Origin of the sequence: Streptomyces virginiae, assembly GCF_041432505.1 — a bacterium.
Classification (GTDB): domain Bacteria; phylum Actinomycetota; class Actinomycetes; order Streptomycetales; family Streptomycetaceae; genus Streptomyces; species Streptomyces virginiae_A.
In genome coordinates this window covers 8,344,156-8,367,284 of sequence record NZ_CP107871.1, presented here as the reverse complement: position 1 = coordinate 8,367,284, position 23,129 = coordinate 8,344,156, and the positions used below count along the sequence as shown (strand labels likewise).

The 23,129-nt window shown below is 72.2% G+C and carries 19 protein-coding genes and 1 pseudogene; 10 read left to right on the top strand and 10 right to left on the bottom strand.

Going from position 1 to position 23,129, the window contains the following annotated elements:
* Positions 1–105: 105 nt before the first annotated feature.
* The 3 genes from OG624_RS38605 (at position 106) to OG624_RS38595 (ending at position 3,723) form a co-directional block, all read left to right on the top strand.
* Positions 106–1,587: an MFS transporter gene (locus OG624_RS38605; protein ID WP_033216512.1), complete on the top strand. Its 1,482-nt coding sequence runs from the start codon at positions 106–108 to the stop codon at positions 1,585–1,587.
* Positions 1,571–1,984, top strand: coding sequence for a DUF6629 family protein (locus OG624_RS38600; protein ID WP_371640545.1), 414 nt, complete (start codon positions 1,571–1,573; stop codon positions 1,982–1,984). Before OG624_RS38605 ends, OG624_RS38600 begins: the two co-directional genes overlap by 17 nt.
* A gap of 92 nt (positions 1,985–2,076) precedes the next feature.
* Positions 2,077–3,723 carry a GMC oxidoreductase gene (locus OG624_RS38595; RefSeq protein ID WP_371640544.1) on the top strand — a complete coding sequence of 549 codons (1,647 nt, stop codon included), beginning with the start codon at positions 2,077–2,079 and terminating at the stop codon, positions 3,721–3,723.
* Positions 3,724–3,840: 117 nt separating this feature from the next.
* Here OG624_RS38595 and OG624_RS38590 read toward each other — a convergent pair whose 3' ends face one another.
* The 4 genes from OG624_RS38590 to OG624_RS38575 all read right to left on the bottom strand — a co-directional run bounded on the left by OG624_RS38590 (position 3,841) and on the right by OG624_RS38575 (position 6,379).
* On the bottom strand, positions 3,841–4,320 hold the full coding sequence (locus OG624_RS38590) for a carboxymuconolactone decarboxylase family protein (protein ID WP_030717911.1): 480 nt from the start codon (positions 4,318–4,320) through the stop codon (positions 3,841–3,843).
* Positions 4,317–5,399, bottom strand: a complete 1,083-nt coding sequence (locus OG624_RS38585; protein ID WP_371589548.1) for an NAD(P)H-dependent amine dehydrogenase family protein — start codon at positions 5,397–5,399, stop codon at positions 4,317–4,319. Before OG624_RS38585 ends, OG624_RS38590 begins: the two co-directional genes overlap by 4 nt.
* 70 nt (positions 5,400–5,469) lie before the next feature.
* A complete protein-coding gene (locus OG624_RS38580) occupies positions 5,470–5,673 on the bottom strand; it encodes a DUF6126 family protein (RefSeq protein ID WP_033216506.1) in 204 nt (67 codons plus the stop codon).
* Positions 5,674–5,689: 16 nt separating this feature from the next.
* The gene (locus OG624_RS38575; protein ID WP_371640543.1) at positions 5,690–6,379 is read right to left on the bottom strand and encodes a helix-turn-helix domain-containing protein; all 690 of its coding nucleotides are present in this window, start codon (positions 6,377–6,379) and stop codon (positions 5,690–5,692) included.
* Between the two features lie 200 nt (positions 6,380–6,579).
* Here OG624_RS38575 and OG624_RS38570 point away from each other — a divergent pair, with 200 nt between their 5' ends.
* Complete coding sequence (locus OG624_RS38570; protein ID WP_237545170.1) at positions 6,580–7,560, top strand: magnesium transporter CorA family protein; 981 nt, start codon at positions 6,580–6,582, stop codon at positions 7,558–7,560.
* A 34-nt stretch (positions 7,561–7,594) separates the two neighbouring features.
* Here the strand turns inward: OG624_RS38570 and OG624_RS38565 are convergent.
* The 3 genes and pseudogenes from OG624_RS38565 to OG624_RS38555 form a co-directional block, all read right to left on the bottom strand.
* A pseudogene (locus OG624_RS38565) lies at positions 7,595–8,831 on the bottom strand (IS701 family transposase).
* Between the two features lie 280 nt (positions 8,832–9,111).
* A complete protein-coding gene (locus OG624_RS38560; protein ID WP_371640542.1) occupies positions 9,112–9,588 on the bottom strand; it encodes a hypothetical protein in 477 nt (158 codons plus the stop codon).
* A gap of 382 nt (positions 9,589–9,970) precedes the next feature.
* Positions 9,971–11,503, bottom strand: coding sequence for an ATP-dependent DNA ligase (locus tag OG624_RS38555; RefSeq protein WP_371640541.1), 1,533 nt, complete (start codon positions 11,501–11,503; stop codon positions 9,971–9,973).
* Between the two features lie 196 nt (positions 11,504–11,699).
* Between OG624_RS38555 and OG624_RS38550 the strand changes: the two genes are divergently transcribed.
* The 4 genes from OG624_RS38550 (at position 11,700) to OG624_RS38535 (ending at position 16,745) form a co-directional block, all read left to right on the top strand.
* The gene (locus OG624_RS38550) at positions 11,700–12,104 is read left to right on the top strand and encodes a hypothetical protein (RefSeq protein WP_033216498.1); all 405 of its coding nucleotides are present in this window, start codon (positions 11,700–11,702) and stop codon (positions 12,102–12,104) included.
* Positions 12,105–12,266: 162 nt separating this feature from the next.
* Entirely contained in the window at positions 12,267–14,972 is a 2,706-nt protein-coding gene (locus tag OG624_RS38545; RefSeq protein ID WP_371640540.1) for an alpha/beta fold hydrolase, read from the top strand.
* Entirely contained in the window at positions 14,969–15,841 is an 873-nt protein-coding gene (locus OG624_RS38540; protein WP_033216494.1) for an ABC transporter permease, read from the top strand. The genes OG624_RS38545 and OG624_RS38540 overlap by 4 nt, the downstream gene beginning before the upstream one ends.
* A gap of 166 nt (positions 15,842–16,007) precedes the next feature.
* On the top strand, positions 16,008–16,745 hold the full coding sequence (locus tag OG624_RS38535) for a carbonic anhydrase (protein WP_371640539.1): 738 nt from the start codon (positions 16,008–16,010) through the stop codon (positions 16,743–16,745).
* Between the two features lie 19 nt (positions 16,746–16,764).
* Here OG624_RS38535 and OG624_RS38530 read toward each other — a convergent pair whose 3' ends face one another.
* From OG624_RS38530 to galT, 3 genes are all read right to left on the bottom strand, one after another.
* Positions 16,765–17,718 (bottom strand): aldo/keto reductase, encoded by a 954-nt coding sequence (locus OG624_RS38530; RefSeq protein WP_033216488.1) that lies wholly within the window; start codon positions 17,716–17,718, stop codon positions 16,765–16,767.
* A gap of 128 nt (positions 17,719–17,846) precedes the next feature.
* On the bottom strand, positions 17,847–19,061 hold the full coding sequence (galK, locus tag OG624_RS38525; protein ID WP_371640914.1) for a galactokinase: 1,215 nt from the start codon (positions 19,059–19,061) through the stop codon (positions 17,847–17,849).
* Between the two features lie 5 nt (positions 19,062–19,066).
* Positions 19,067–20,125, bottom strand: a complete 1,059-nt coding sequence (gene galT / locus OG624_RS38520; RefSeq protein WP_371589545.1) for a galactose-1-phosphate uridylyltransferase — start codon at positions 20,123–20,125, stop codon at positions 19,067–19,069.
* Between the two features lie 227 nt (positions 20,126–20,352).
* Between galT and OG624_RS38515 the strand changes: the two genes are divergently transcribed.
* Positions 20,353–21,984 carry a N,N-dimethylformamidase beta subunit family domain-containing protein gene (locus tag OG624_RS38515; protein ID WP_371640538.1) on the top strand — a complete coding sequence of 544 codons (1,632 nt, stop codon included), beginning with the start codon at positions 20,353–20,355 and terminating at the stop codon, positions 21,982–21,984.
* A 147-nt stretch (positions 21,985–22,131) separates the two neighbouring features.
* Complete coding sequence (locus OG624_RS38510; protein ID WP_033216486.1) at positions 22,132–22,530, top strand: VOC family protein; 399 nt, start codon at positions 22,132–22,134, stop codon at positions 22,528–22,530.
* Positions 22,531–23,129 lie beyond the last annotated feature (599 nt).

Here is a 23,129-nt window from a genome sequence, read left to right as displayed (position 1 = left end):
GGGTCATGGTGATCGAGAGGTCATGTTCATTACAAGGGGGGCTTTTCGGCCGTCCTTGGGTACGCCCCGGTGGCCCGCTCCGGCCGGGCGGGCCAGCCTGAAGACATGACTGCGCCCGCCGAGCCGTCCGGAGCCGGTGTCCCGATCGCGTCCGCACGCGGCCGGTGGATCCTGCTGACCACCGTGCTCGGGTCGACCATGGCCATGCTGGACGGGACCGTGGTGAACGTGGCGCTGCCGCGCATCGGGGAGGATCTCGACGCCGATCTGGCGGTGCTCCAGTGGACGGTGAACGCCTACCTGCTGACCCTGGCCGGGCTGATCCTCGTCGGCGGATCGCTGAGCGACCGCTTCGGGCGGCGGCGGATCTTCGTGCTCGGCGTGGTGTGGTTCGCGGTCGGCTCGCTGCTGTGCGGCATCGCGCCGAACGCCGGGGTGCTGATCGCGGCCCGCGCCCTGCAGGGCATCGGCGGGGCGTTGCTGGCGCCCGGCTCCCTGGCCCTGATCCAGGCGTCCATCCGCGCCGACGACCGGGGGCGGGCGATCGGCCTGTGGTCGGGGCTCGGCGGTGTGGGCGCGGCCGTGGGGCCGTTCCTCGGCGGCTGGCTGGTGGACGGGCCGGGCTGGCGGTGGGTGTTCCTGCTGAACGTGCCGCTGGCCGCGGTGTGCGTGCCGGTCGCCCTGCGGCACGTACCGGAATCGCGGGACCCGCAGGCGCACGGGCGGTTCGACGTGGCCGGGGCCGCGCTCGGCGCGAGCGCCCTGGGGCTGGTCACCTACGCGCTGATCGAGGCCCGGTCGGGCGCGCCGGCGGTGATCGTCGCCGCGGTGCTCGGAGTCCTGCTGGGCATCGCCTTCGTCGCCGTGGAGCGGCGGCGGCCCGATCCGATGGTGCCGCCGGACATCTTCGCGTCCCGACTGTTCACCGCCGTCAACCTCGTCACCCTGTGCGTGTACGCGGCGATCGGCGGGTTCTTCTTCCTCGTCGTGCTCCAGCTCCAGGTGGTGTCCGGCTACTCGGCGCTGGCCGCCGGGGCCGCGATGCTGCCGACGACCCTCCTCATGCTCCTGCTGTCGGCGCGCTCGGGTGAGCTCGGGGAGCGGATCGGGCCGCGCGTCCCGCTCACGGTGGGGCCGCTGCTGTGCGCGGCCGGGACACTGCTGATGCTGCGGGTGGGGCCCGCCGCCTCGTACGTACGGGACGTGCTGCCGGCGATGGTCGTCATGGGCATGGGCCTCGTGGCCCTGGTGGCCCCGTTGACGTCGACCGTGCTCGCCTCGGTGGATCCCGGCCGGGCGGGCCTGGCCAGCGGCATCAACAACGCGGCGGCGCGCGTCGCCGGGCTGCTCGCGGTGGCCGCCCTCCCGTTGCTGTCCGGGATGGGGCCGGATGCGTACCGCTCGGCGACCCAGTTCGACGCCGCTTTCGGGCGGGCCATGCTCTGGTGCACCGGGGCGTTCGTCGCCGGCGCCGCCCTGGCCTGGGCGACCGTACGCTCCCCCGCGCCCGAGGCGTGCCACCCCCAGTGCCACACGTACTGCGCGGTGTCGGCCCCGCCGCTCGAACCCCGTGAGGAGCGCGGCTGATCCCGGGTGCTGGAGCGCGACGGCCGATCTGGTGGCGGGCACGGTGATCTCGGCCGCCGGGATCGTATGCCTGGCCCGGATGCGTCGGGCCCGCGACTGCCTCGCGACCCGGCCGGTGACCGCCGAGATCCGGGGCCGCACCATCGGCTACGGCGTGAATGTTCCGTGGATGCCGCTGGGACTGACGGGCTACCTCTTCGCCACCCTGGGCGCCCTGCTGCCCGGCGGTGACCGGCGGCTGCGGACCCTCGGCGCGGTGTTGACGGCGGGCGCGCCGGCCTGCTCAGCGCTGTGGCGGCCGGAATTCGCCTCCACCTGGTGCGCCTTCGCGGCCGTCGCGTCCCTGCTGGTCCTGGGCTGGGTACGGCGCCCGCGCGGCGCTCCCCCTGTCACGTGATCGACCGAAAGTTACCTAGACGTATGTAGTGACTTCGCATGCAGGCGGCAGTAGAACTCGTTCCCATTCTGTCATCGAGTGAGGAACGTCACATGGACGAAAAACCGCTGTCCAGGAAGAGCTCCAACGGGATCTCCCGTCGCGGATTTCTCGGTAGAACAGGTTCTGTTATCGGGGCGGTGGCCCTGGCCGGTCACCTCGCCCCGGCACACGCGGCCGCGGCCGCCCCGCCCGGCCCGATCTCCGACGGCGCCCAGGTACCGGCCCTCGTCATCGGCACCGGTTACGGCGGATCGGTGGCGGCCCTGCGGCTGGCACAGGCGGGCGTGGACGTGCAGATGATCGAGATGGGCATGTCCTGGGACACCCCGGGCTCCGACGGCAAGATCTTCCCGAAGGTGACCACCCCGGACTACCGGTCCTTCTGGCTGCGCACCCGGACCAAGGCGCCGCTCAGCAACTTCCTCGGCTTCCCGATCGACAAGGACGTACCCAAGTACACCGGGATCCTGGACGCGGAGGACTTCGCGGGCATCACGGTCTACCAGGGCCGCGGCGTCGGCGGCGGCTCGCTGGTCAACGGCGGTATGGCGGTCACGCCCAAGCGGGCCAACTTCGCCGCCGTCCTCCCCTCGGTGGACGCCGACGAGATGTACGACACCTACTACCCGAGGGCCAACGCCGGGCTCGGGGTCGGCATGATCGACCCGGCCTGGTTCGACACCGCCGACTGCTACCAGTTCTCCCGGGTCGGCCGCAAGCACGCCCAGCGCTCCGGCTTCGCCTGGACCTTCGTGCCCGACGTGTACGACTGGGACTACATGAAGCGGGAGGCCGCCGGCACCGCCACCAAGTCGGCCCTGGCCGGCGAGATCCTCTACGGGAACAACCACGGCAAGAAATCGCTGGTGCAGACGTACCTCGCCCAGGCGAAGGCCACGGGCCGGGTCGCCATCTCGCCGCTGCACAAGGTCACCTCGGTCTCCCCCGCGGCGGGGGGCGGCTACACGGTCACCATCGACCAGATCAACACCACCGGTGACACCGTGGCCACCAAGACCGTGACCGCGGGCCGCGTCTTCTTCGCGGCCGGCAGCGTCGGCACCAGCAAGCTCCTGGTCAAGTTGAAGGCCACGGGCGCGCTGGCGAACCTCAACGGCGAGGTCGGCAAGGGCTGGGGCGAGAACGGGAACGTCATGTGCGGCCGCGCCAACCACCTGTGGGACCCGACCGGCAAGCTCCAGTCGACCATCCCCTGCTCCGGCATCGACAACTGGGACGCGGGCGGCGCCTTCGCCGAGGTGGCCCCGCTGCCCACCGGCATCGAGACGTACGCCTCGTTCTACCTCTCGATCACCAAGAACCCGAACCGCGCCGAGTTCACCTGGAACGCGGCCGCTGGCAAGGCCGAGCTGAGCTGGCAGACCGCCTGGAAGGCGCCGTCCATCTCCATGGCCAAGACCATCTTCGACAAGATCAACTCGAAGGAGGGGACGATCTACCGGACCGACCTGTTCGGTGGCAACAAGATCTGGAACGACACCCTCACCTACCACCCGCTGGGCGGGGCGGTCCTGAACAAGGCCACCGACAACTACGGTCGGCTGCACGGCTACACCGGCCTGTACGTGATCGACGGCGCGCTCATCCCCGGCAACGCGAGCGTGAATCCCTTCGTCACCATCACGGCACTCGCCGAACGCAACATAGAGAAGATCATCGCCACCGACCTCCCGTAGGGCCGCGTCCTCCCCCCAGCGGCCGGGGCCGTTCGGATTCACCGAACGGCCCCTTCTCCTTGTGTGCCACGCCCCGTGTGCCGCGCTCGCGCCCCGTGCCGCGGGTTCGTGCTCGGCTCAGTGCCCCGGCAGCGCGCAGACGCTGTCCAGGCCGAGCACGTGGTTGAGCCGGCCGAAGGCCAGCCAGGACCCGATGCTCATCGTCAGCTCCACGATCTCCAGCTGGCTGTAGTGCGCGGTCATCCGGTCCCAGAACTCCTCGTCGAGCCCGTGGTGGTCGAGGGTGTACCGCTCGGCGTACTCCGCCGCGAGCCGGGTGCGTTCGTCGAACGCGTCGGTCGTACGCCACTCGGTGACGGCGTCGGAGAACTCCTCCTCGACCTTCTCCCCCTCCCGCTCGGTGCGCCAGTCCAGGCAGAAGACGCACCCGTTGATCTGCGCGACGCGCAGCCGGGCCGCCTCGAACTCGCGCAGGCCCAGGGTGGTGTGGGCGTACACCGACAGGGAGAAGTTGGCGGCTGCCATGCCGATGCCGGGGACCATGTCGCCCCACACGTACTCGATCGGGTGCTGGCCTTCGGGAATGTCGATCCTCATGACTTCGTCCTTCCGAGTCTGCCGATGGCGGGGCGCAGGGGAATGTCGAGGGCGTCGTAGAGGCCCGGTTCCGCCTCGACGAGCCAGTCGATGGCGCCGACCAGGCGGCCGACGGCGGTGGCGTTGCCGCCCGCCGAGCGGTTCTCGCCCTCGTCCGTGGCCTCGATGGTGACCTCGATGCGCGGGCGGCCCTCGATGACGACCCGGTGGGCGCCGTCGCCGCCGTCGGGCGGCATGGGCCAGTCCGGTGCGCACGAGGCGTGGATGCGGGTGACGTGCTCGATGACGATGCGGGGCTCGCCCCCGACGATGCCCTGCACCTCGAAGCGGATCGCGCCCTGGCTGCCGGCCTCGAACGTGCCCATGGTCCTGGTGGTCACCGTGGTGTCGAGCGCGCGGCGCTCGGAGGTCTCGCGGATCTCGTCGAGTTCGACCCCGAGCGCGCGGGCCATCATCCGTATCTGACCGCCCCACACCATGGTGGGGATCGAGGGCATCAGCATCATGGGCTCGTGGTCCATGGGCCGGCCCATGCCCACGAGGTCACGGACGGAGTCCGGCTGGTCGTAGGTGGAGTAGTCGAAGATCTCCTGGCAGCGGATGACGTCGACGGTGGTGCCGAGTCCGCTGAGCAGGAGCGGGAGGACGTCGTTGCCCCACCCGGGGTCGACGCCGGAGGCGAAGAGCGAGCCGCCGCCCTCCGTGACGGCGGCGAGCACCGGGTCGCGGAACTCGGGCGGGGCATTGCGGTGGTCGTAGAGCGGGTAGAGGGCGGGGCTGACGACGACCGCGCCCGATCGGACGGCCCGGGTGATGTCGGCGAGTGCCTCGTCGGGCCGGATGTCTCCGGACGCGGCGTACACCACGGCCTGGGGGCGGGCGGCGAGGACGGCTTCGATGTCGTCGGTGGCCTCGACCCCCGTCAGGCGGTCGAGTCGGCCGAGTTCACCGGCATCGCGGCCGACCTTGGCCGGATTGTGGACGATGACTGCGCAGAGTTGGAGCGCGGGATGGGCCTCGACGGCGCGGATCGCCAGACGGCCCACGTTGCCGGTACCCCAGACAACCGTGGAAATCATGCGCGGAGGGTAGCCACAGGGCCTTGACGTTGCCAGAGTCGCGCGGCCCGAACTCGTCTTCCTGGGTGGGTTACTGGTTCTGGCCACCCAGGACGAAGAGGAGGTAGACGAAGAAGGCGAAGAGGTGGCCGACGAAAAGGTAGGCGATGAGTCGGATGATCAGGCCGCGCGGGAACTTCGACTCGAACCGGGCCCGTATGGTCCGGGGCTCCGGTGCGGGGGTGGTCGCGCTCGACGTCGCGGTCGGGTCCGCGGGCTGCTGGGCTTGGGACATGGGTACGACTCCTCGGCTATCGGTGGTGCGTGGTCGTGTGCGTGGTGGCGCCGCCGAGGCACAGCCCGGCCAGGCTGCTCTGCAGCAGGGTGTGGACGAAGAGCAGGTCGGCCCCGCCCGTCGAGGCCGCGCCGATCCGGTGCGGGGTGAGCGAGTCGAAGTGCGCGCTGTCCCCCGGCTCCAGCAGGTGCTCGGCCTCGCCCAGGTGCAGCCGCAGCCGCCCTTCCAGGACGTACAACCACTCCTCGCCGGGATGTACGCGGACCAGCTCGCCCTGGCTGCGGCCCCGGGGGCCCCTCCCGGCGGTGGCCGGGGGAGGCACGTGCACGCGCAGCGCCTGCATCCCCCGCCCGGAGCCGCCCGCCTGCCAGTACGTCCAGCCGTCGGCCTCGCGGGCGCCCGGACCGCCGGCCCGTACGATGGGATCCGCGACGGCGGAGGTCTCGCCGAGCAGCTCGGAGACGGTCGTACCGTAGGTGCGGGCGAGTCCGAGCAGAAGCGGCAGCGAGGGCTGGCGCCGACCGGTCTCCAGGCGGGACAGGTGGGCGGGCGAGAGCCGGGCCCGCGCGGCGGCGGCCTCCAGGGTGAGTCCGGCGCGGCGGCGCAGCTCGCGCAGCTGCGGTGCCACGGCGGGGAGCTCGTCCGCCGCCTCGTCGGTACCGGCCGCGCCTTCGGGGTCGGGGCCGGTGTCGGGTCCGGGTGTCATACCCCGATTGAGCCAGATTCTTGCCTACCTGGCAAACCTCCTTGCCTCTGAGGCAAAGCGTTCCGGTGTGGCGCAGCCTTCACCTGTTCGGGGGCGCGATCACGGGCGAACGCGTGACCACGGTTGCGACCGTCCCCCAGCGGTACAGGCTGGGAGGCATCGCACCAGGTGACCTACGGCGAGGGACGATGATCGTATCGATGATGTCCATGCCGGAGGGCACCTTGACGCGCGGCCCTGTGGCGCAGGCGCGCGAGAGCCTCGCCGTGTCCCGCTTCCTGTTCGTGGACGTGGAACTGCCCGAGGCGGCCTCGCCCGACGAACAGCCGATCGCCCAGCTGCTCGGCCTGGAGGCCGAGGACGTGGCGTGGCTCGGACGCAAGGAGGAGTCCGCCCGGGTGGAGATCTTCGGCGACAGCGCCGCGTTCGTCGTGCCCGCGGTCGACGCGGACCGGGTCGTCCATGTCCACGCCCTGGTGACCGAGCGGTACCTCGTCACGGTGCACCGGGGACCGGCCGCCCTGATCGGGAACCTCACCGCCCGGTTCCCGGTCGAGAACCCCGCGGACTCCGTGGCCATGCTGTTCCTGCTGCTGGACGAGGCCATGGAGACCTACCGGCGGGCCGCCGTGCAGGCCCTGTTGGAGGTGGAGGACCTGGAGGACGCCATGTTCCGCCGCCGCGAGCCCGAGCAGCTCTACCGCCTGGCCCGGCTGCGGCGCACCGCCGCTCTGCTGCACCACACCCTCCTCCCCTACCACCGGGTGGCGGAGGAGAGCGTCACCCGCCGGGTGATGAACCGGGGCTTCCACGAGGAACGCCGGCAGCTCGTCCGCGAGTACCGGCGTACCGCGTCCCTGGTGCTCTCCGACATCGAGTCCCTCCAGGAAACCGCTCGGCGGGCCTTCGGCAGCTACTCCTCCTTGGTGTCGGGCGACCAGAACGGCGTGATCAACCGCCTCGCCGTGGTGTCCACGATCTTCCTGCCGCTGACCTTCCTGACGGGGTTCTTCGGCATGAACTTCGCCTACCTGACGGACGAGCTGGAGAGCAGTGCCGTCTTCTGGCTGCTCGCCGTGGGCCTGCAGGTGCTCTTCCTCCTCGCGGCCCTCTACGTGCTCCACCGCACCCGGCTCTGGCGCAGGCTGCGCGAGGACGACGGCGACCCCGACGACGCGTAAGCACTGCTGGTACTCCAGCCGTAGATCGTGATCTTCATGCCTGAGCGGCTTGTCGCCGGTAGTGGCCGGCCTGGGATCGGGCCTGGTGGCGGCGTCGCCAGTCGGACCGGTCGAGCCGGTGAGCGGCGTCGAGGGCGGGTCGGACGACGAGGGTGATGAACAGGCGCTGGATCTCGTTGCAGGTGAACGACCTGAGAGTGTCTGGTGCGGGGTGGCGGGCGTGTTCCTCGGCGCGGACGACGGCGAGGAAGGCGTGGGCGAGCATGGCGAGGGTGACCCAGCGGGAGCAGGACGCGAAACGGCGGACCTGGTGCTCGTCCAGTCCGGCCAGGCCCTTACCGGACTGGAAGAACTCCTCCACCCGCCACCTTGATCCCGCGACTCTCACCAGCTCGGTCAGCGGCACTGGGCGGGGCGAACAGCAGCGGTACAAGGCGAGTTCGCCACTGTTGTGGTTGCGGCGAATCGGCAGCTGGTGACTGCCGGGTCCGGGGTGGGCGAGGTCGAAGACGGCCCAGTCGTAGAAGCGGTGCCCCTTCGTGCCGGCTCCCGCGGACAGCTTCTGCCACGCCCGCTTCGGCAGCTTCCTGGTCAGGGCGTCGGCTCGGAACTTCCCAGCAAGGGTGGGGACTTCGTGGGTGCGGGCGACGGCGAGCACGTAGCCGCAGACACGTTCCTCCAGTGCGGCCCGCAGCTTCGGGTTGCCGCCGTAGACCTCGTCGCCGGCGACCCACGGGGCTCGGTGGCCCGCGTCCACGAACCGGCCGATCATGCGGGCGGCCAGCTCCGGCTCGGTGGCGAACGCGGTCTCCTCGCCGAGCCCGGCGGCCCGGCAGCGGTCGGGCTCGGAGGTCCACGAGCGCGGGACGTACAACTCGCGGTCCACCGCGGCATGACCACGGCGTCCGGCTCAGCCGAGGTAGACGGCGACCTGTGAGTTCTCGATCCTGCCCGCGGTGCCGGTGTACTGGCGCTGGACACCGACCGTGTGCGTGCCCTACCTCACGTCCCCGGTCTCATCGACCACCAGCACCGCCTCGTCGTCGTGCAGATGTTCCACCACGTACTCGCGCACGTCGTCGCGAATCCGGTCGGCGTCCCACTTGGCCCGGCCGAGCAGGTGCTGCGTCCCCGTCCGGACTTGCCTCTCCGGCCCATTCGGCTACGGTCCAGCAGTTCTTGCGCGGCAGATTCGACAGCAGCCCGGGCACGAGCTGCCGCACCCGGCGCCGGGGCTCGACCCGTTTGAACCGGCCCGCGATCCGGCCCATCAGAACCTCGAACGCCTCGCGCCAACGGGCAGGGTCTGCGCTGTGACCTGCGGCCACCGCATGATCTTCTGTTTCCACACACCGATGATCAACGGTGACCGCACCCATCCCAGCGCCAGCCCTCGCCGGCAAGAGCACGATCCACGAGTGGAGTCGGCTTCAGCCGGAGCCGACCAAGCTGCCTCGTGGAGAGGTGCTCAGGGTTCCCCACACCGGAGCGGCCGGGGACCCCGTGAGGTGCCCCAGACGCCGGCCCCGGCCGCTGACGCACGCCGAAGCCTCAGCGTGGTGGCGCGATCGTTGTTCGGTCGCCCCAGTCCTGGAGCACACTCCAGGAGCCACTTGCTATGGCGAAGACCAACTGCGACCACTCGAACACCTGCTCCGCGTCGGCAGGCCCCGGACCGTCGAACCACTCGGCGCAGAAGTCCACGTACAACTGGTCGTCGAAGCGGGAGAACATCGGAGGGTCGTACAGCACCCAGGCAAAGCCTTTGCTCTCGTCGATCCGGAAGCGCGAGACTCCCTCGAAGTCCAAGCAGACGGTTTCCCAGAGGTTATCCTCGTCCCTCACCTGGGCATCGATGACGATCCGGACCGCCCGGCCCCGCGATTGCGCGCCGAACTCCTGGTCGAGTACGACCCTCCGAACACAGGAGTCCCCGAACTCGTACCGGCCCAGCAGGGCAGCGATGCCCTCCTCGGTCAGCCGGAACGGCCCGAGCCTTCGCGGCGGTACCTGCGCTCTGAAATCCATGGAACTCCACAATCGGTCACTTCGGAACATGCATCCCCTCGCCGACGGCCCGCCCGCCAACTGATCCTTGGTCAACGGGGGCTCAGAGCCCGGCCGCCGATCGCACGGCGACCGCAGGCCCGGAACGACGGGCATGGCGCGAGAACAACTCTAGTTCTCCGCCCTCGTGAACGAGCTGGCAGCGTGCGCGAGCGCTTTTCCCCGGCAGCGCGGCGGAGGTGAGCCCCGTCTCAGGCTGCTGGCGGATCCTTGGTCGGGTTCTCCCAGAGCAGCGGAATCCGCCGGACGGTCGCCGCGCACCGCACGGGATCGGACGGCTGGCCGACCGCGCCCGATCAAGCAGACGAGGAGCAGCCACAGGTCACGATCTACGGCTGGAGTACTAGGGGGTGCGCACCGCCAGGACCGTGTCCACCATGTCCGCCTCGGTCGCGTTCTTGTCCGGGCGGTGGCGCAGGACCCGGGCGAAGCGCAGGGCCACCCCCGCCGGGTAGCGCGAGGAGCGCTGCAGGCCGTCGTAGGCGATCTCGACGACCAGCTCGGGGCGGACCCGGACGGTGAAGCCGTCGTCCTCGACGGCCAGCTCGCGCAGCCGTTCCGTCTGCCAGCGCAGCATCTCGTCCGTGAGCCCTTTGAAGGTCTTGCCGAGCATGGCGTACGTGCCGTCGGCCGCGCGTGCGCCCAGGTGCAGGTTCGACAGCAGTCCGGTGCGTCGGCCGTGGCCCCATTCGGCGGCGAGGACCACCAGGTCCAGGGTGTGCACCGGTTTGACCTTGAGCCAGTGCTTGCCGCGCCGCCCGGCCGCGTAGGACGAGTCCAGTGCTTTGATCACGACCCCTTCGTGGCCGCGGCGCAGCGTCTCGGCCCAGAACGCCTCGGCCTCGGCCGCCTGCGCCCCCGGGTCCTCGACGGCGAGGCGGCCGACCCGCGCGTGTTCGGGTACGAGCGCGGCCAGGGCCGCGTACCGCTCGCGCACCGGGAGGTCGAGCAGGACCTCGTCGCCCGCCACCAGGATGTCGAAGAAGTAGGGGGCGACCGGGAGCGTCCGTCGGGCCGCCTCGACGTCGACCCGGGAGCCGACGCGGCTCGCGATCTCCTGGAAGGGGACCGGGCGGCCGTCCGCCGCCCGGCCGATGACCTCACCGTCGAGGATGAACCGCTCCCCCGGCAGTGACCGGGCCAGCTCCGCCACCTCCGGCAGGCGCCCGGTGATCTCGTCCAGGGAGCGCGTGTACACCCGTACGTCGCCCCCGTCCCGGTGCACCTGGACACGGATCCCGTCCAGCTTCTCCTCCACCGCGCACGGCCCGAGCACGGCCAGCGCCTCGGCGACCGATCCGGCCGTGCCCGCCAGCATCGGCTGGACGGGCTGCCCCACGCGCAGGGTGACGGCGCGCAGCGCCTGCGGCCCGTCGGCCAGTACGGCGGCCGCCACCCGCGGCAACGAGCCGTCCAGCATCACCGCCCGGCGCAGGTCGGCCGCCGGCACCCCGGCGGCCGCGGCCACGCCTTCCAGGGCCACCGCGTCGAGTGCGCCCTGGCGCACCTCGCCGGACAGCAGGCTGCGCAGGAACGCCTGCTCGGGCGCGGTGGCGCGGCCCATGAGGGTGGCGAGGATGCCACCGCGCCGCTCCACCGATCCGGCGCCCCGGGTGGCGGCGAGTTCCGCCACCGCCGTGTCGACGTCGAGGACGGTCAGGGTGGGCTCGGCCGCCGGTGCGGTCTCCTGGCCCAGCGTGCGCCAACCGATGCCGGGGCGGCCTTGGGGGAGGCGGCCGGAGAGGTACGCGATGACCAGGCCGGCCTCCTGCGCGGGTGCGGCGGCGAACAGTCCGGCGAGCAGGGCGGTCTTGCGGGAGCGGGCGGAGGTCTCGGCGACCTCCCGGGACACACGGGCGACCTCGGCCAGCAGCATGCGGCCATCCTCCCGCCCCGGGACGTCTCGCGCAGGTCGGTCGGGCGCGTGGCGCTGTGACGCGCTCGTGACGATCGGGGGACGCTCTCGTGAGGAGCGGCCGCCAGTCTCGTAAGTAGGAACAAAAGCGACATATCGACCAACCGTCCCTTTCGTCCCCACCCCCACCGCCACTCCCCCTCCCTGGAGAACTCTCATGATCCGCACCTCCCGCAAGCAGCGTTTCGCGATGGTCGCCGTGTCGGGCGCGTTCGTCGCCGCAGGCGTGCTGCTGCCCGGGACGGCCTTCGCCGCTCCGCAGGCCCTGGAAACGACCTCGACGGCCGTCCACCAGGCCGGATACGAGAAGGGCGGCCATCAGGGCCAGGGTCAGCGGGATCACCGTGGCGAGCAGAAGGGCCACCACGGGAAGAAGGACCAGCGCGGAAAGAAGGGCAAGGTCCGGGACGTCGAGAACATGCCGGGGTGCAAGTTCTACCAGGGCAAGGTCTACTGCGAGCACCAGCCGAACCCGGCACCGAAGCCCGCCCCGGCCCCGCAGCCGGACCCGGCCAAGGTCGAGAAGGACAACCCCGACCACGTGCCGAACGTCCAGCGGTGACGCTGCCCCGGTGAACCTCTCCGGTCACGTCACCGGAAGGCCGAGCGGCCCCGCGCGTACCGCAGGTGCGGTACGCGCGGGGCTTTGCATAGTCCCTGAGAAGGTGGGCGGTTCCGCCTGTGGGTGCTCGGAGCCCGACGAACGGGCCCTTAGGGTGCCCGTATGAAGCTCCGAATGCCCCGGCGTCGCCGAGACCGTCTGCTCGCGGGCGCCGCCGCGCTCGCGGTCGTGGCGGGGGCCGGTACGTGGACGGCCGCGTCCGCGACCGGTGACGAACCCGCCGTGCACCGCCAAGACCAGATCATGAACATGCCCGGCGCCGGGATCGACACCTCCTATTTCACCGCGGGCGGCGGCGGGGAAAAACGTCCCGCCGTGCTCCTCGGGCACGGATTCGGCGGCAGCAAGGACGACGTCCGCGCGCAGGCCGAGCGCCTCGCCCGGGACGGGTACGCGGTCCTGACCTGGTCGGCGCGCGGCTTCGGCCGTTCCGAGGGCCGGATCGGTCTGAACGACCCCGCGTACGAGGTCAAGGACGTCTCCCGGCTGATCGACTGGCTCGCGGCCCGGCCCGAGGTCAAGCTCGACGCGGCCGGAGACCCGCGCGTCGGCGTCTCCGGCGCCTCCTACGGCGGCGCGATCTCGTTGCTCGCCGCCGGTCACGACCCGCGGGTCGACGCGATCGCCCCGCAGATCACCTACTGGAACCTCGCGGACTCCCTCTTCCCGAACGGCGTCTTCAAGAAGCTCTGGTCCGGCATCTTCTTCACCAGCGGCTCGACGGACGGGATGCAACAGGCCCCGCGCGGCCCGCGGCCCGATGCCGCGGCGGCGCCCGGTTGCGGACGGTTCCAGCCCGAGCTCTGCGCGATGTACGAACGCGTCGCGGTGGCGGGCAAGCCCGACGCCGAGGCCCGCGCCCTGCTGGAGCAGCGCAGTCCGTCGGCCGTCGGCGACCGGATCAAGGTGCCGACGCTGATCGTCCAGGGCCAGGACGACTCCCTCTTCCCGCTGGACCAGGCCGATGCCATGGCCAAGGCCATCGCGGCGAACGGCGCGCCCGTGTCCGTGGACTGGGCGGCCGGCGGGCACGACGGCGGCATGCGCGAGGCCGACCGGACCGAGGCCCGCGTGGCCTCTTGGTTCGACCGCCATCTCAAGGGGGACGAGGGCGCCGACACCGGCCCGGCGTTCCGGGTCACCCGCTCCGGAGGCATCGACTCCACCGACGGCGAGGTCACCCTGCGCGGCGCGACCGGCGACCGGTACCCCGGGCTGGAATCCGGCCCGCGGGAGTTCGCGCTGGCCGGACCGGAGCAGGCCTTCGCCAATCCGGCGGGCGGCGCGCCGCCCGCCCTGTCCTCGCTGCCGGGCATCGGTGGGCAGCTGGCCGCCTTCGGGGCCGGGCTCTCGCTGGACTTCCCCGGCCAGAACGCCCGGTTCGAGTCGGCGCCGCTGACCGAGGACCTGCGGATCACCGGCACCCCGACCCTCACCCTGAAGGTGAGGTCGACAGCTGCCGACGGTTCGGCCGTCCTGTTCGGCAAGGTGTACGACGTGGGTCCCGACGGCCGGCAGCAGGTGCTGCCGAGCCAGTTGGTCGCACCGGTGCGGGTGGAGAACGCGCAGGAGGGCACGACCGTGCGCCTGCGCCTTCCCGCGATCGACCACGAGGTCGTGGCCGGGCACCGGCTGCGGCTGGTGGTCGCCGCGACCGACCTCGGCTACGCCACCCCGGCCGCGCCTGCCACCTACACCGTCGCCGCCCAGGGCCCGCTGGCCGTGCCCGTCGCCGCCCAGGTGCGGACCGCCTCGGCGGGCACTCCCGCCTGGACCTGGTGGCTGCCGCTGGGCGCGGTGGCCCTGGCCGCTGCGCTGCTCGGGATCCGCCGGCCCGGCCGAGGCTCCGCGGGGCCGCGGTCCGGCGCCCCACGGCCGGACCCCGCACTGGCCGACGTACCCCTGGAGATCACCGGACTGACGAAGCGGTACGCGAAGGCGCAGGACCGGTACGCGGTGCGCGACCTGTCCTTCCGCGTCGAGAAGGGGCAGGTACTGGGACTGCTCGGGCCCAACGGCGCCGGGAAGACCACCACCCTGCGCATGCTGATGGGGCTCATCTCCCCGGACGCCGGGGAGATCCGGGTGTTCGGGCACGCGGTACGGGCCGGGGCGCCCGTGCTGTCGCGGGTCGGGGCCTTCGTCGAGGGTGCCGGGTTCCTCCCGCACCTGACGGGCCGCGCCAATCTGGAGCTGTACTGGCAGGCCACCGGCCGTCCGGCCGAGGACTCGCACATGGCGGAGGCCCTGGAGATCGCCGGCCTCGGCGACGCCCTCGAGCGCGCGGTACGCACGTACTCGCAGGGCATGCGCCAGCGCCTCGCGATCGCGCAGGCCATGCTCGGGATGCCGGACCTGCTGATCCTCGACGAACCGACGAACGGTCTGGACCCGCCGCAGATCCGCGAGATGCGGGACGTGATGATCCGCTACGCCGCGGGAGGCCGGACGGTCATCGTCTCCAGCCACCTGCTGTCGGAGGTGGAACAGTCCTGCACGCACCTGGTGGTCATGGACCGCGGACAGCGGGTCGCGGCGGGCGAGGTCGCCGAGATCACCGGCGGCGGGGACACGCTGCTGGTGACCCTGGCGGAGCCGGTGGACGAGGTGTGCGTCGAGAAGGTGGCGGCGCTGGAGGGAGTGGGTTCCGTGGTGGCCGCCGACGACGGGCTGCTCGTACGGCTCGACGGCGCGACGGCCGCGGGCCTGATCGCCGAACTCGTACGGCTGGAGGTGCCGGTGAGCGGGGTAGGACCGCACCGGCGACTGGAGGACGCGTTCCTCACCCTGATCGGAGGTGCGGCGTGAGTACGGCGACGACGGTGCGGGAGGTGGCTCCGGGCTATCGGGCGAGCCGTACGCTCCCGCTGCGCGTGGAGGCGCTGCGGCAGTGGCGCCGGCGGCGGACGCTGGTGATGGCCGGGGTGCTGGCCGCACTGCCGTTCGTCCTGATGATCGCGTTCGCGGTGGGCGGCGGACCGGGCAGCCGGGGCGGTGGGAACGGCCGCGTCACCCTGATCGACACGGCCACGGCCTCGGGGGCGAACTTCGCCGCGACCTGCCTGTTCGTCTCGGCCGGTTTCCTGCTGGTGGTGCCGGTGGCCCTGTTCTGCGGGGACACCGTGGCCTCGGAGGCGAGCTGGTCCTCGCTGCGCTACCTGCTGGCCTCGCCGGTGCCACGGGCGCGGCTGCTGTGGAGCAAGCTCGTGGTGGCGCTGGGCTTCAGCCTGGCGGCGATGGTGCTGCTGCCGGTGGTGGCGCTCGCGGCGGGCACGGCCGCGTACGGATGGGGCCCGCTGAAGCTCCCGACGGGCGGGGCGCTGGCGGCCGCGGACACCGTGCCGCGGCTCGCGCTGGTGGTGGCCTTCATCTTCGTGTCGCAGCTGGTCACGGCGGGTCTGGCGTTCTGGCTGTCGACGCGGACGGACGCGCCGCTGGGCGCGGTGGGCGGGGCGGTCGGGCTGACGATCGTGGGCAATGTGCTGGACGCGGTGACCGCGCTCGGCTCGTGGCGGGAGTTCCTTCCGGCGCACTGGCAGTTCGCGTGGGCGGACGCCCTGCAGCCGCAGCTGGAATGGGGCGGGATGGTCAAGGGGGCGGTGGTGTCGGCCTCCTACGCGCTGGTGCTGTTCGCGCTCGCCTTCCGCGGGTTCTCCCGCAAGGACATCGTGTCCTGAGCCCGCACGGACGGCCCACCGACGGCCCACGGGCGGCTCGCGGACGGCTCGCGGGCCGTGGCCGTGGGCCGTCCGTGGCAATGCGGCGGCGCCCGTGTGTGGCTGCGGTCCGCACGCCCCCGGCACGATGAACAATCGCGGTCATCACGACCGAGGGGTACCGCCCATGCGCACCGCAGGACCTCCGGCCCGCAGGGCCGTGCTGACCGGTGGCCTCGCGGCCGCCGCCGTCGCCGTCGGGCTCGCGGGGTGCTCCTCGCCGCGCGTGCCGAGGGAGACGACCGCCGCGCCCGAGCCGCGGCCGGACACGCCGAAAGCCGCGTTCGCCCGCCTGATGGAGGGCAACGCGCGCTGGGTGAGCGGGGAGCTGGACCACCCCGACCGGGATCCCGAGCGGCGCGAACTCGTCGCCGAGGCACAGGACCCGTTCGGCGTGGTCCTCACCTGCATCGACTCCCGCGTGGCGCCCGAGCTCGTCTTCGACACCGGGCTCGGCGATCTGTACGTCCTGCGCACCGGCGGGCAGGCGATCGGCCCGGTGGTCACCGGCTCCGTCGAGTACGGGCCGATGACGGGCGGCACCCCGCTGATCGTCGTGCTCGGGCACCAGCGCTGCGGCGCCATCGAAGCCGCCTACAAGTCGCTGCAGGACGGCACGCCGCTGCCCGGGAACCTCCAGTCGATCGTGAAGGCGCTGGGACCGGCGTACCTGCTGACCGTCGAGAACCCGGGCGCCGACCCGGTCGACACCATGATCCACCAGCAGATCCGGGTCACCGCGGACGACTTGCGCACCAACTCCGACCTGGCGCCCCTCGTACAGAAGGGCGCCCTGGCCGTCGTCGGCGCCTACTACTCGCTGGACACCGGCAAGGTGGACGTCCTGACGGGCGCGCCCACCTAGGGCCTTTCGGACCGGCGGGTCACTCGGGCTTGCCCGCCCCCGGGATCGCGTCGATCGCGGCGAGCAGCTCGGCGTCCAGCGGGCGGTCGGCGACGGCCGCGTTGGCGCGCACCTGCTCGGGGGAGGTGGCTCCCGCGATGACGGACGCGCAGCCGGGCTGGGCGGAGAGCCAGCCGATGGCGAGTTCGAGGACGGTCCGGTCGTGCTTCTCGGCGAGCGCGGCCAGCGCTTCGACGACGTCGAGGCGCTCCTCGGTGAGGTACGCGTCGCGGCCTTCGAGTCGGGAACCGGCCGGTACGGGCGCGCCCCGGCGGATCTTGCCGGTCAGCAGGCCGTTGGCGAGCGGGAAGTACGGGAGCACGCCGACGCCGTAGTGGAGGGCCGCCGGGACCAACTCGCGCTCGACCGAACGCTGCAGCAGCGACCACTCGTTCTGCGCCGACACGAAGGGGACCGAGCCGGTCTCGCGGGCGATGTGCGCGGCTTCGGCGAGCTGCCAGCCGGAGAGGTTGGAGTGCCCGATGTAGCGGACCTTGCCCTCGGCGACCAGCTCGGTGAGCGCGGCCAGGGTCTCGGCCATCGGGGTGGCCGGGTCGGGGCTGTGCAGCTGGAAGAGGTCGATGTGGTCGGTGTCGAGGCGGCGCAGGGACTCCTCGACGGCACGCCGGATGTAGGCGCGGCCACCGCGGGAACCGGCGGCGGGCCCGTACTTCATGTCCACGCCGTCGTAACCGAACTTGGTGGCGAGGACGACCTGGTCGCGGCGGCCCTTGAGGGCCTGCCCGAGGTGGACCTCGGAGCCGCCGGCGCCGCCGTAGATGTCGGCGGTGTCCAGGAGGGTGATGCCCGCGTCCAGAGCGGCGTCGACGACGGCGCGGGTGGCCTGGGCGTCCAGTCGGCCGCCGAAGTTGTTGCAGCCGAGGCCGACGGCGGAGACCTGCAGTCCCGAACTGCCCAGGGGGAGATGACGCATGCGTGTTCGTTCCTCCGACTCGACGATAAATGATCAACCGACTGGCAAGTCTAGGACGCCGGGCCGAAGGCCCGCCGGGAATCCGCACGGCCCGGTGTGAACGCTGTGTGACAGCCCCGGAACACCCCCTAGAGGAGCCGGACGGCTCCGGGGGACGGGGAGGCGGTCGTGACGCGGGGCGCTGTGAAGTCCGCGCGGAGGAAGGCGTTCGTCACCGCTCGGGTCACCTCCTCCTCGGCGTCCGCGTCGATCAGGGACAGCGCCGAGCCGCCGAAGCCGCCGCCGGTCATGCGGGAGCCGTACGCGCCCGCGGCGTTCGCCGTGGAGACCGCCAGGTCCAGCTCGGGGCAGGAGACCTCGTAGTCGTCGCGCAGCGAGAGATGGCCCTCGGTGAGCAGCGGGCCCGCCTCGCGCAACCGGCCCGCGCCGAGCAGTTCCTCGACGCGCAGGACGCGTTCGTTCTCGGTCACGACGTGCCGGACCCGCTTGCGCGCGATCGGGTCCGGCAGGCGGGGCAGGGCCTGTTCCAGCTCCTCGTACGGGAGGTCGCGCAGGGCGGGCAGGCCCAGGGCCTCGGCCGCCCCGTGGCAGGAGGCCCGGCGCTTGGCGTAGGCACCGTCGGCCAGTGCGTGCTTGACCCGGGTGTCGATGACGAGGAGGCGCAGGCCGGCCGCCGCGCAGTCGAAGGGGATGTGGCGACGGTCGAGGCTGCGGGTGTCCAGGTGGAGGGCGTGTCCCCGGGTCGCGCAGGCCGAGGCCGTCTGGTCCATGATCCCGCAGGGGACGCCGACGTACGCGTTCTCGGCGCGCCGGGCCAGTGCGGCCAGTTCGGGGCGGGTGAGCGGGATCGCGTACAGGTCGGTGAGGGCCAGCGCGGTGGCCACCTCCAGGGCTGCGGAGGAGGACAGGCCGGCGCCGGTCGGTACGTCGGACCGTACGTGCAGATCGGCTCCGCCGACCGGAAGTCCCGCGTCCAGCAGGGCCCATGCGACCCCGGCGGGGTACGCGGCCCAGCTCGCGGGGCCCTGCGGAGGGTGCGCCGGGTCGAGACCGGCGAGGTCGAGGGTGACGGCACCGGAGGGGGCGTCGGCGGAGTGGACCCGCAGGATCCGGTCCGTGCGCCGGGCGGCGGCCACATCGGTGCGCTGCGGGAGGGCGAAGGGCAGCGCGAAGCCGTCGTTGTAGTCGGTGTGTTCGCCGATCAGGTTGACCCGGCCCGGTGCCGCCCAGACGCCTTCGGGCGGGTACCCGTACAGCTGCTGGAAGCCGTCCTGTGCCGACCCGCCGTTCCCGCCGTTCCCGCCGTTCCCGCCCTTCTTGCCGTTCCCGCTGCTCCCGCTGATCCCGCTCACGCGCTCGCCACCTCTCGCAGTCGCGCGGCCGCGTCCTCGGGCCGGACGTCGTTCATGTAGGCCTCCATGCCGGACTCGGTGCCGGCCAGGTACTTGAGCTTGTCCGCGGTCCGGCGGATCGTGAAGAGCTCCAGGTGGAGCGCGAAGTCCGCCCGGCCCTCGCCCGTCGGGGCCTGGTGCCAGGCGGAGATGTACGGGGTCGGCTCGGGCCGGTCGAAGAGTCGGTCGAAGCGGCGCAGCAGCTCCAGGTAGACCCGGGGGAACTCGCCGCGGGCCGCGTCGCCGAGGGCGGGCAGGTCGGGGACCCGGTGGCGGGGGTAGAGGTGGACCTCGTACGGCCAGCGCGCCGCGTAGGGCACGAAGGCGGTCCAGTGCTCCGTTTCGAGGACCACGCGGGTGCCTTGGGTGCGTTCGGCGGCCAGGACCTCCTCGAAGAGGTTGCCGCCGGTGCGCTCGCGGTGGGCGGCGACGGTGGCGAGCATCCGGGTGGTGCGCGGGGTGACGAAGGGGAAGGCGTAGATCTGGCCGTGCGGATGGGCGAGGGTGACGCCGATCTCGGTGCCCCGGTTCTCGAAGCAGTAGACCTGCCGGACGCCCGCGCGGGCGGAGAGTTCGGCCGTTCGGTCGCTCCAGGCGGCGAGGACGAGCGCGGCGCGCTCCTCGTCGAGCTCGGCGAAGGAGGTCCGGTGGTCGGGGGTGAAGCAGATGACCTCGCAGCGGCCGGTGTCGCCGGCGAGGGAGGGGAAGCGGTTCTCGAAGACGGCCACCTCGTAGTCGGGGGCCGGGATCTCGCTCGCGCGCCCCTCGGTGGAGGGGCACAGCGGGCAGGCGTCGGCGGGCGGGTGGTAGGTGCGGCCCTGCCGGTGGGCGGCGATGACGACCGGGTCGCCGAGCAGCGGATCACGCCGGACCTCGGGCCCGGTGCCCGTCCCCGTCCCGTCGGCCGGCGCGTCGAGCGGGCGGGTGTCGGGGACGGCACGGGCGGCGGCGCCGTCGCCGGTGTCGTAGTAGAGGATCTCGCGGCCGTCGGCGAGGCGGGTACTCGTGCGCTTCACGGGAGGAACTCTCTCACTGGAGGGTGACGACCGTGGTGCGGCCGAGGTCGGGCCGGCGCGCGACGGCAGTACGGTGCCGGGGCGCCCCGGTTCGACACCAATGATCTCGTTCCCGTCCGCCACGTCGTTCCCGAGGTGCCTCGGGTGCCTCGGGTGCCTCGTCGCGCGCGGACGGTTCCGGCCGCCCGGTGGAAGCGTGGGCCCAAGCGTCACATAACGTGCCCTGCATGCATCAGGAGTACAAGGCCGGGCCCGCCGCGGACGGCGAAGGCGCGGGCAGGCGGTGGTTCCTCGGGGTCGCGACGGGCGCGGCCACGGCCGCGGGGCTCGGGGCCGTGGCCGGTTGCGGGAACGGCGACCGCGACGGCGGATCCGAGGCGGGGTCCGGGGCTGCGTCGGAGTCCGGCGCGCCCGACGGGAAGCCGTCGCCTGCCCGGACACCGGGTCTCGACGTCAAGGCCGAGAACGCCCTCCCGGGCCATGCCGACTGGCCGGTGGGCAAGGCCGGCCCGGCGCGGGCCATCGAGGGGTTCGCGGACAAGGTCAGCGTCCTGCCCGGCGAGTCCTTCGGGCTGCACGTGTCGACGACCGCGCCCAGGTTCACCGTCTCCGCCTACCGGATGGGTTGGTACGGCGGAGCCCGCGCGCGTCTGGTGTGGCGCTCCGAGGCGCTGCCCGGAGCCCGCCAGCCGGAGCCCACGGTGGACGCCGGGACCAGGATGGTCCGCACGCGGTGGACCCGTACCGCCACGGTCGAGACGAAGGACTGGCCGGAGGGCAGCTATCTGCTGCGGCTGGACGCGCAGGGCGGTGAGGGCCGGCGTTTCGTCCCGCTCACCGTCCGCTCCGCGACGACCGCCGGCCGCACCGTCGTCGTGGGCGCGGTGGCCACCTGGCAGGCGTACAACCGGTGGGGTGGCTACGGCAGTTACGACGGCCCGGGCGGCGGTTTCGCCTCCCGTTCCCTCGCCGTGAGCTTCGACCGGCCGTACGAGTACGACGACGGCGCGGGCCTGTTCCTCGTGTACGAGGCTCCGCTGATCGCGCTGGCCGAGCGGCTCGGCATACCCCTCGCCTACACGACCACCACCGACGTGGCGCGGGAGAAGCGGCTCCTGGAGGGAGCGGCGGCGGTGCTCTCGCTCGGGCACGACGAGTACTGGTCGCCGGAGCAGCGGGCCCACGTCACCGCCGCCCGCGACGCCGGTACCAACATCGCGATCCTGGGCGCGAACTGCTGCTACCGCCGGATCCGCCTGGAGGCCTCCGACCTGGGGCCGGACCGGACGCTGGTCTGCTACAAGTCCTCCTACGAACAGGACCCGGGGTTCAAGCGGGGCCATCCCGCGACGGTGGACTTCCGCTCGGCGCCCGGCGCGGATCCGGAGAGCTCGCTGCTCGGCGTGATCTACGACGGCTATCCGGTGGACGCCCCGTACGTGGTGACCAACCCCGGGCACTGGCTGTTCGAGGGCACCGGCGCGCGGGCGGGCGACCGCTTCGAGCACCTGGTGGGCGTCGAGTACGACAAGGTCTCCACCGGCTTCCCCACCCCTCGGCCGATCGAGATCCTGGCCCACTCCCCCGTGGTGTGCGAGGGACGGCCCAGCCACCACGACACCGCCTACTACACGGTGCCGAGCGGGGCCGGGGTGTTCGCGACCGGGACGATGCGTTGGGTGGAGGCCCTGGACGCGACGGGCGACGGCCGCAGCGGACGCAACCACGGCCTGGACGCGCGCTCCGGGGCGCTGACCACGCGGGTGACGGAGAACCTCCTGCGGGTGTTCGCGGCGGGTCCGGCCGGCCGGACCCATCCGGCCCAGGACAACGTCAAGGCGGTGTACGGGAGTTCGTGAGGTCCGCGGCCCGGTGCGACCGGCGGGCGAAAAGGGTGGACCTCGCCCGAAGGGGGTGTTTAGGATCGTGATCACGGCATCGCGTGTCGGTCACCGACCGGGTGAGGCATGGAGGTGCCGTGACGTGCCTTTCGGAGGCATTCACCCATGTCCGTCCAGCTGAACCACACGATCATCCACTCCCGTGACAACCGGGAGTCCGCCACTTTCCTGGCGCACATCCTCGACCTGGAGGTCGGGACCGAGTGGGGACCCTTCATCCCCGTCGAGACCGCGAACGGCGTCACCCTGGACTTCGCGACCATCCCCGCCGAATCCATCACCGTGCAGCACTACGCGTTCCTCCTCTCCGAGGAGGAGTTCGACGTGGCGTTCGCGAAGATCCGGGCGGCGGGGGTCCCGTACTTCGCCGACCCGCACGGTCGGCACCCCGGCGAGATCAATCACAACGACGGGGGCCGCGGGGTGTACTTCACGGACCCGAACGGCCACGGGATGGAGATCATCACCCGCCCGTACGGCTACCAGGAGCCGGCCGCCGAGTAGCCCCGGCCGCCGGCGGAGCAGGCCCGCGGTGAGGGACGGGGCCTCCTCGCCCCTCACCGTCGTCGGCCTCGCGGTCGGGGAGAGATCGCAACCAGCCCTTCTCCGGAGGCCGAGGGCGAAGGGCGGCCCGGGAACGAACAGTCGGGCGACGGAAGGCCCGCAGCGGGAACTGGCGAGGATCTTGCGGTCCTTCCGGTGGGCGTTCCTCCGGTCGAGAGCCGGAGCGTGGGGACCGGAGCCCGCGCATGCGGATCGCCGCCGCCGGCGCACGAAGCGCTTCTGCCCGGCCGCCGGCGCCGTCGTGCACCACTCCTCAGGAGTTCCGAGGTCACCGTTACCGACCTCGCCGCGGGCCATATGCCAGCGGCAGGAGAACACTTCCGCTCCCTGTCCCGATGCCGAACTCACCCGCCTTGATGACCGAATACCGCCCTGTCGAACAGTGTGGCCGATAGTGAAGCCACGCTGTTGTCACGGGGTCGAGCCCGGGCAATGATCGCTGGACCGCCTTCCGAGATGCGCAACTTCGGAGCCACGGTGCGGAATTCAACTACTGAACAACGGAGGTTCCTCGAACTCACCTGTAAAACCATCCGGAG

Coding starts and splice junctions, on each gene's coding strand:
- OG624_RS38605 (WP_033216512.1), top strand. CDS start 106: ATGACTGCGCCCGCCGAGCCGTCCGGAGCCGGTGTCCCGATCGCGTCC.
- OG624_RS38595 (WP_371640544.1), top strand. CDS start 2,077: ATGGACGAAAAACCGCTGTCCAGGAAGAGCTCCAACGGGATCTCCCGT.
- OG624_RS38590 (WP_030717911.1), bottom strand. CDS start 4,320: ATGAGGATCGACATTCCCGAAGGCCAGCACCCGATCGAGTACGTGTGG.
- OG624_RS38585 (WP_371589548.1), bottom strand. CDS start 5,399: ATGATTTCCACGGTTGTCTGGGGTACCGGCAACGTGGGCCGTCTGGCG.
- OG624_RS38580 (WP_033216506.1), bottom strand. CDS start 5,673: ATGTCCCAAGCCCAGCAGCCCGCGGACCCGACCGCGACGTCGAGCGCG.
- OG624_RS38575 (WP_371640543.1), bottom strand. CDS start 6,379: ATGACACCCGGACCCGACACCGGCCCCGACCCCGAAGGCGCGGCCGGT.
- OG624_RS38570 (WP_237545170.1), top strand. CDS start 6,580: ATGATGTCCATGCCGGAGGGCACCTTGACGCGCGGCCCTGTGGCGCAG.
- OG624_RS38560 (WP_371640542.1), bottom strand. CDS start 9,588: ATGGATTTCAGAGCGCAGGTACCGCCGCGAAGGCTCGGGCCGTTCCGG.
- OG624_RS38555 (WP_371640541.1), bottom strand. CDS start 11,503: ATGCTGCTGGCCGAGGTCGCCCGTGTGTCCCGGGAGGTCGCCGAGACC.
- OG624_RS38550 (WP_033216498.1), top strand. CDS start 11,700: ATGATCCGCACCTCCCGCAAGCAGCGTTTCGCGATGGTCGCCGTGTCG.
- OG624_RS38545 (WP_371640540.1), top strand. CDS start 12,267: ATGAAGCTCCGAATGCCCCGGCGTCGCCGAGACCGTCTGCTCGCGGGC.
- OG624_RS38535 (WP_371640539.1), top strand. CDS start 16,008: ATGCGCACCGCAGGACCTCCGGCCCGCAGGGCCGTGCTGACCGGTGGC.
- OG624_RS38530 (WP_033216488.1), bottom strand. CDS start 17,718: ATGCGTCATCTCCCCCTGGGCAGTTCGGGACTGCAGGTCTCCGCCGTC.
- OG624_RS38515 (WP_371640538.1), top strand. CDS start 20,353: ATGCATCAGGAGTACAAGGCCGGGCCCGCCGCGGACGGCGAAGGCGCG.
- OG624_RS38510 (WP_033216486.1), top strand. CDS start 22,132: ATGTCCGTCCAGCTGAACCACACGATCATCCACTCCCGTGACAACCGG.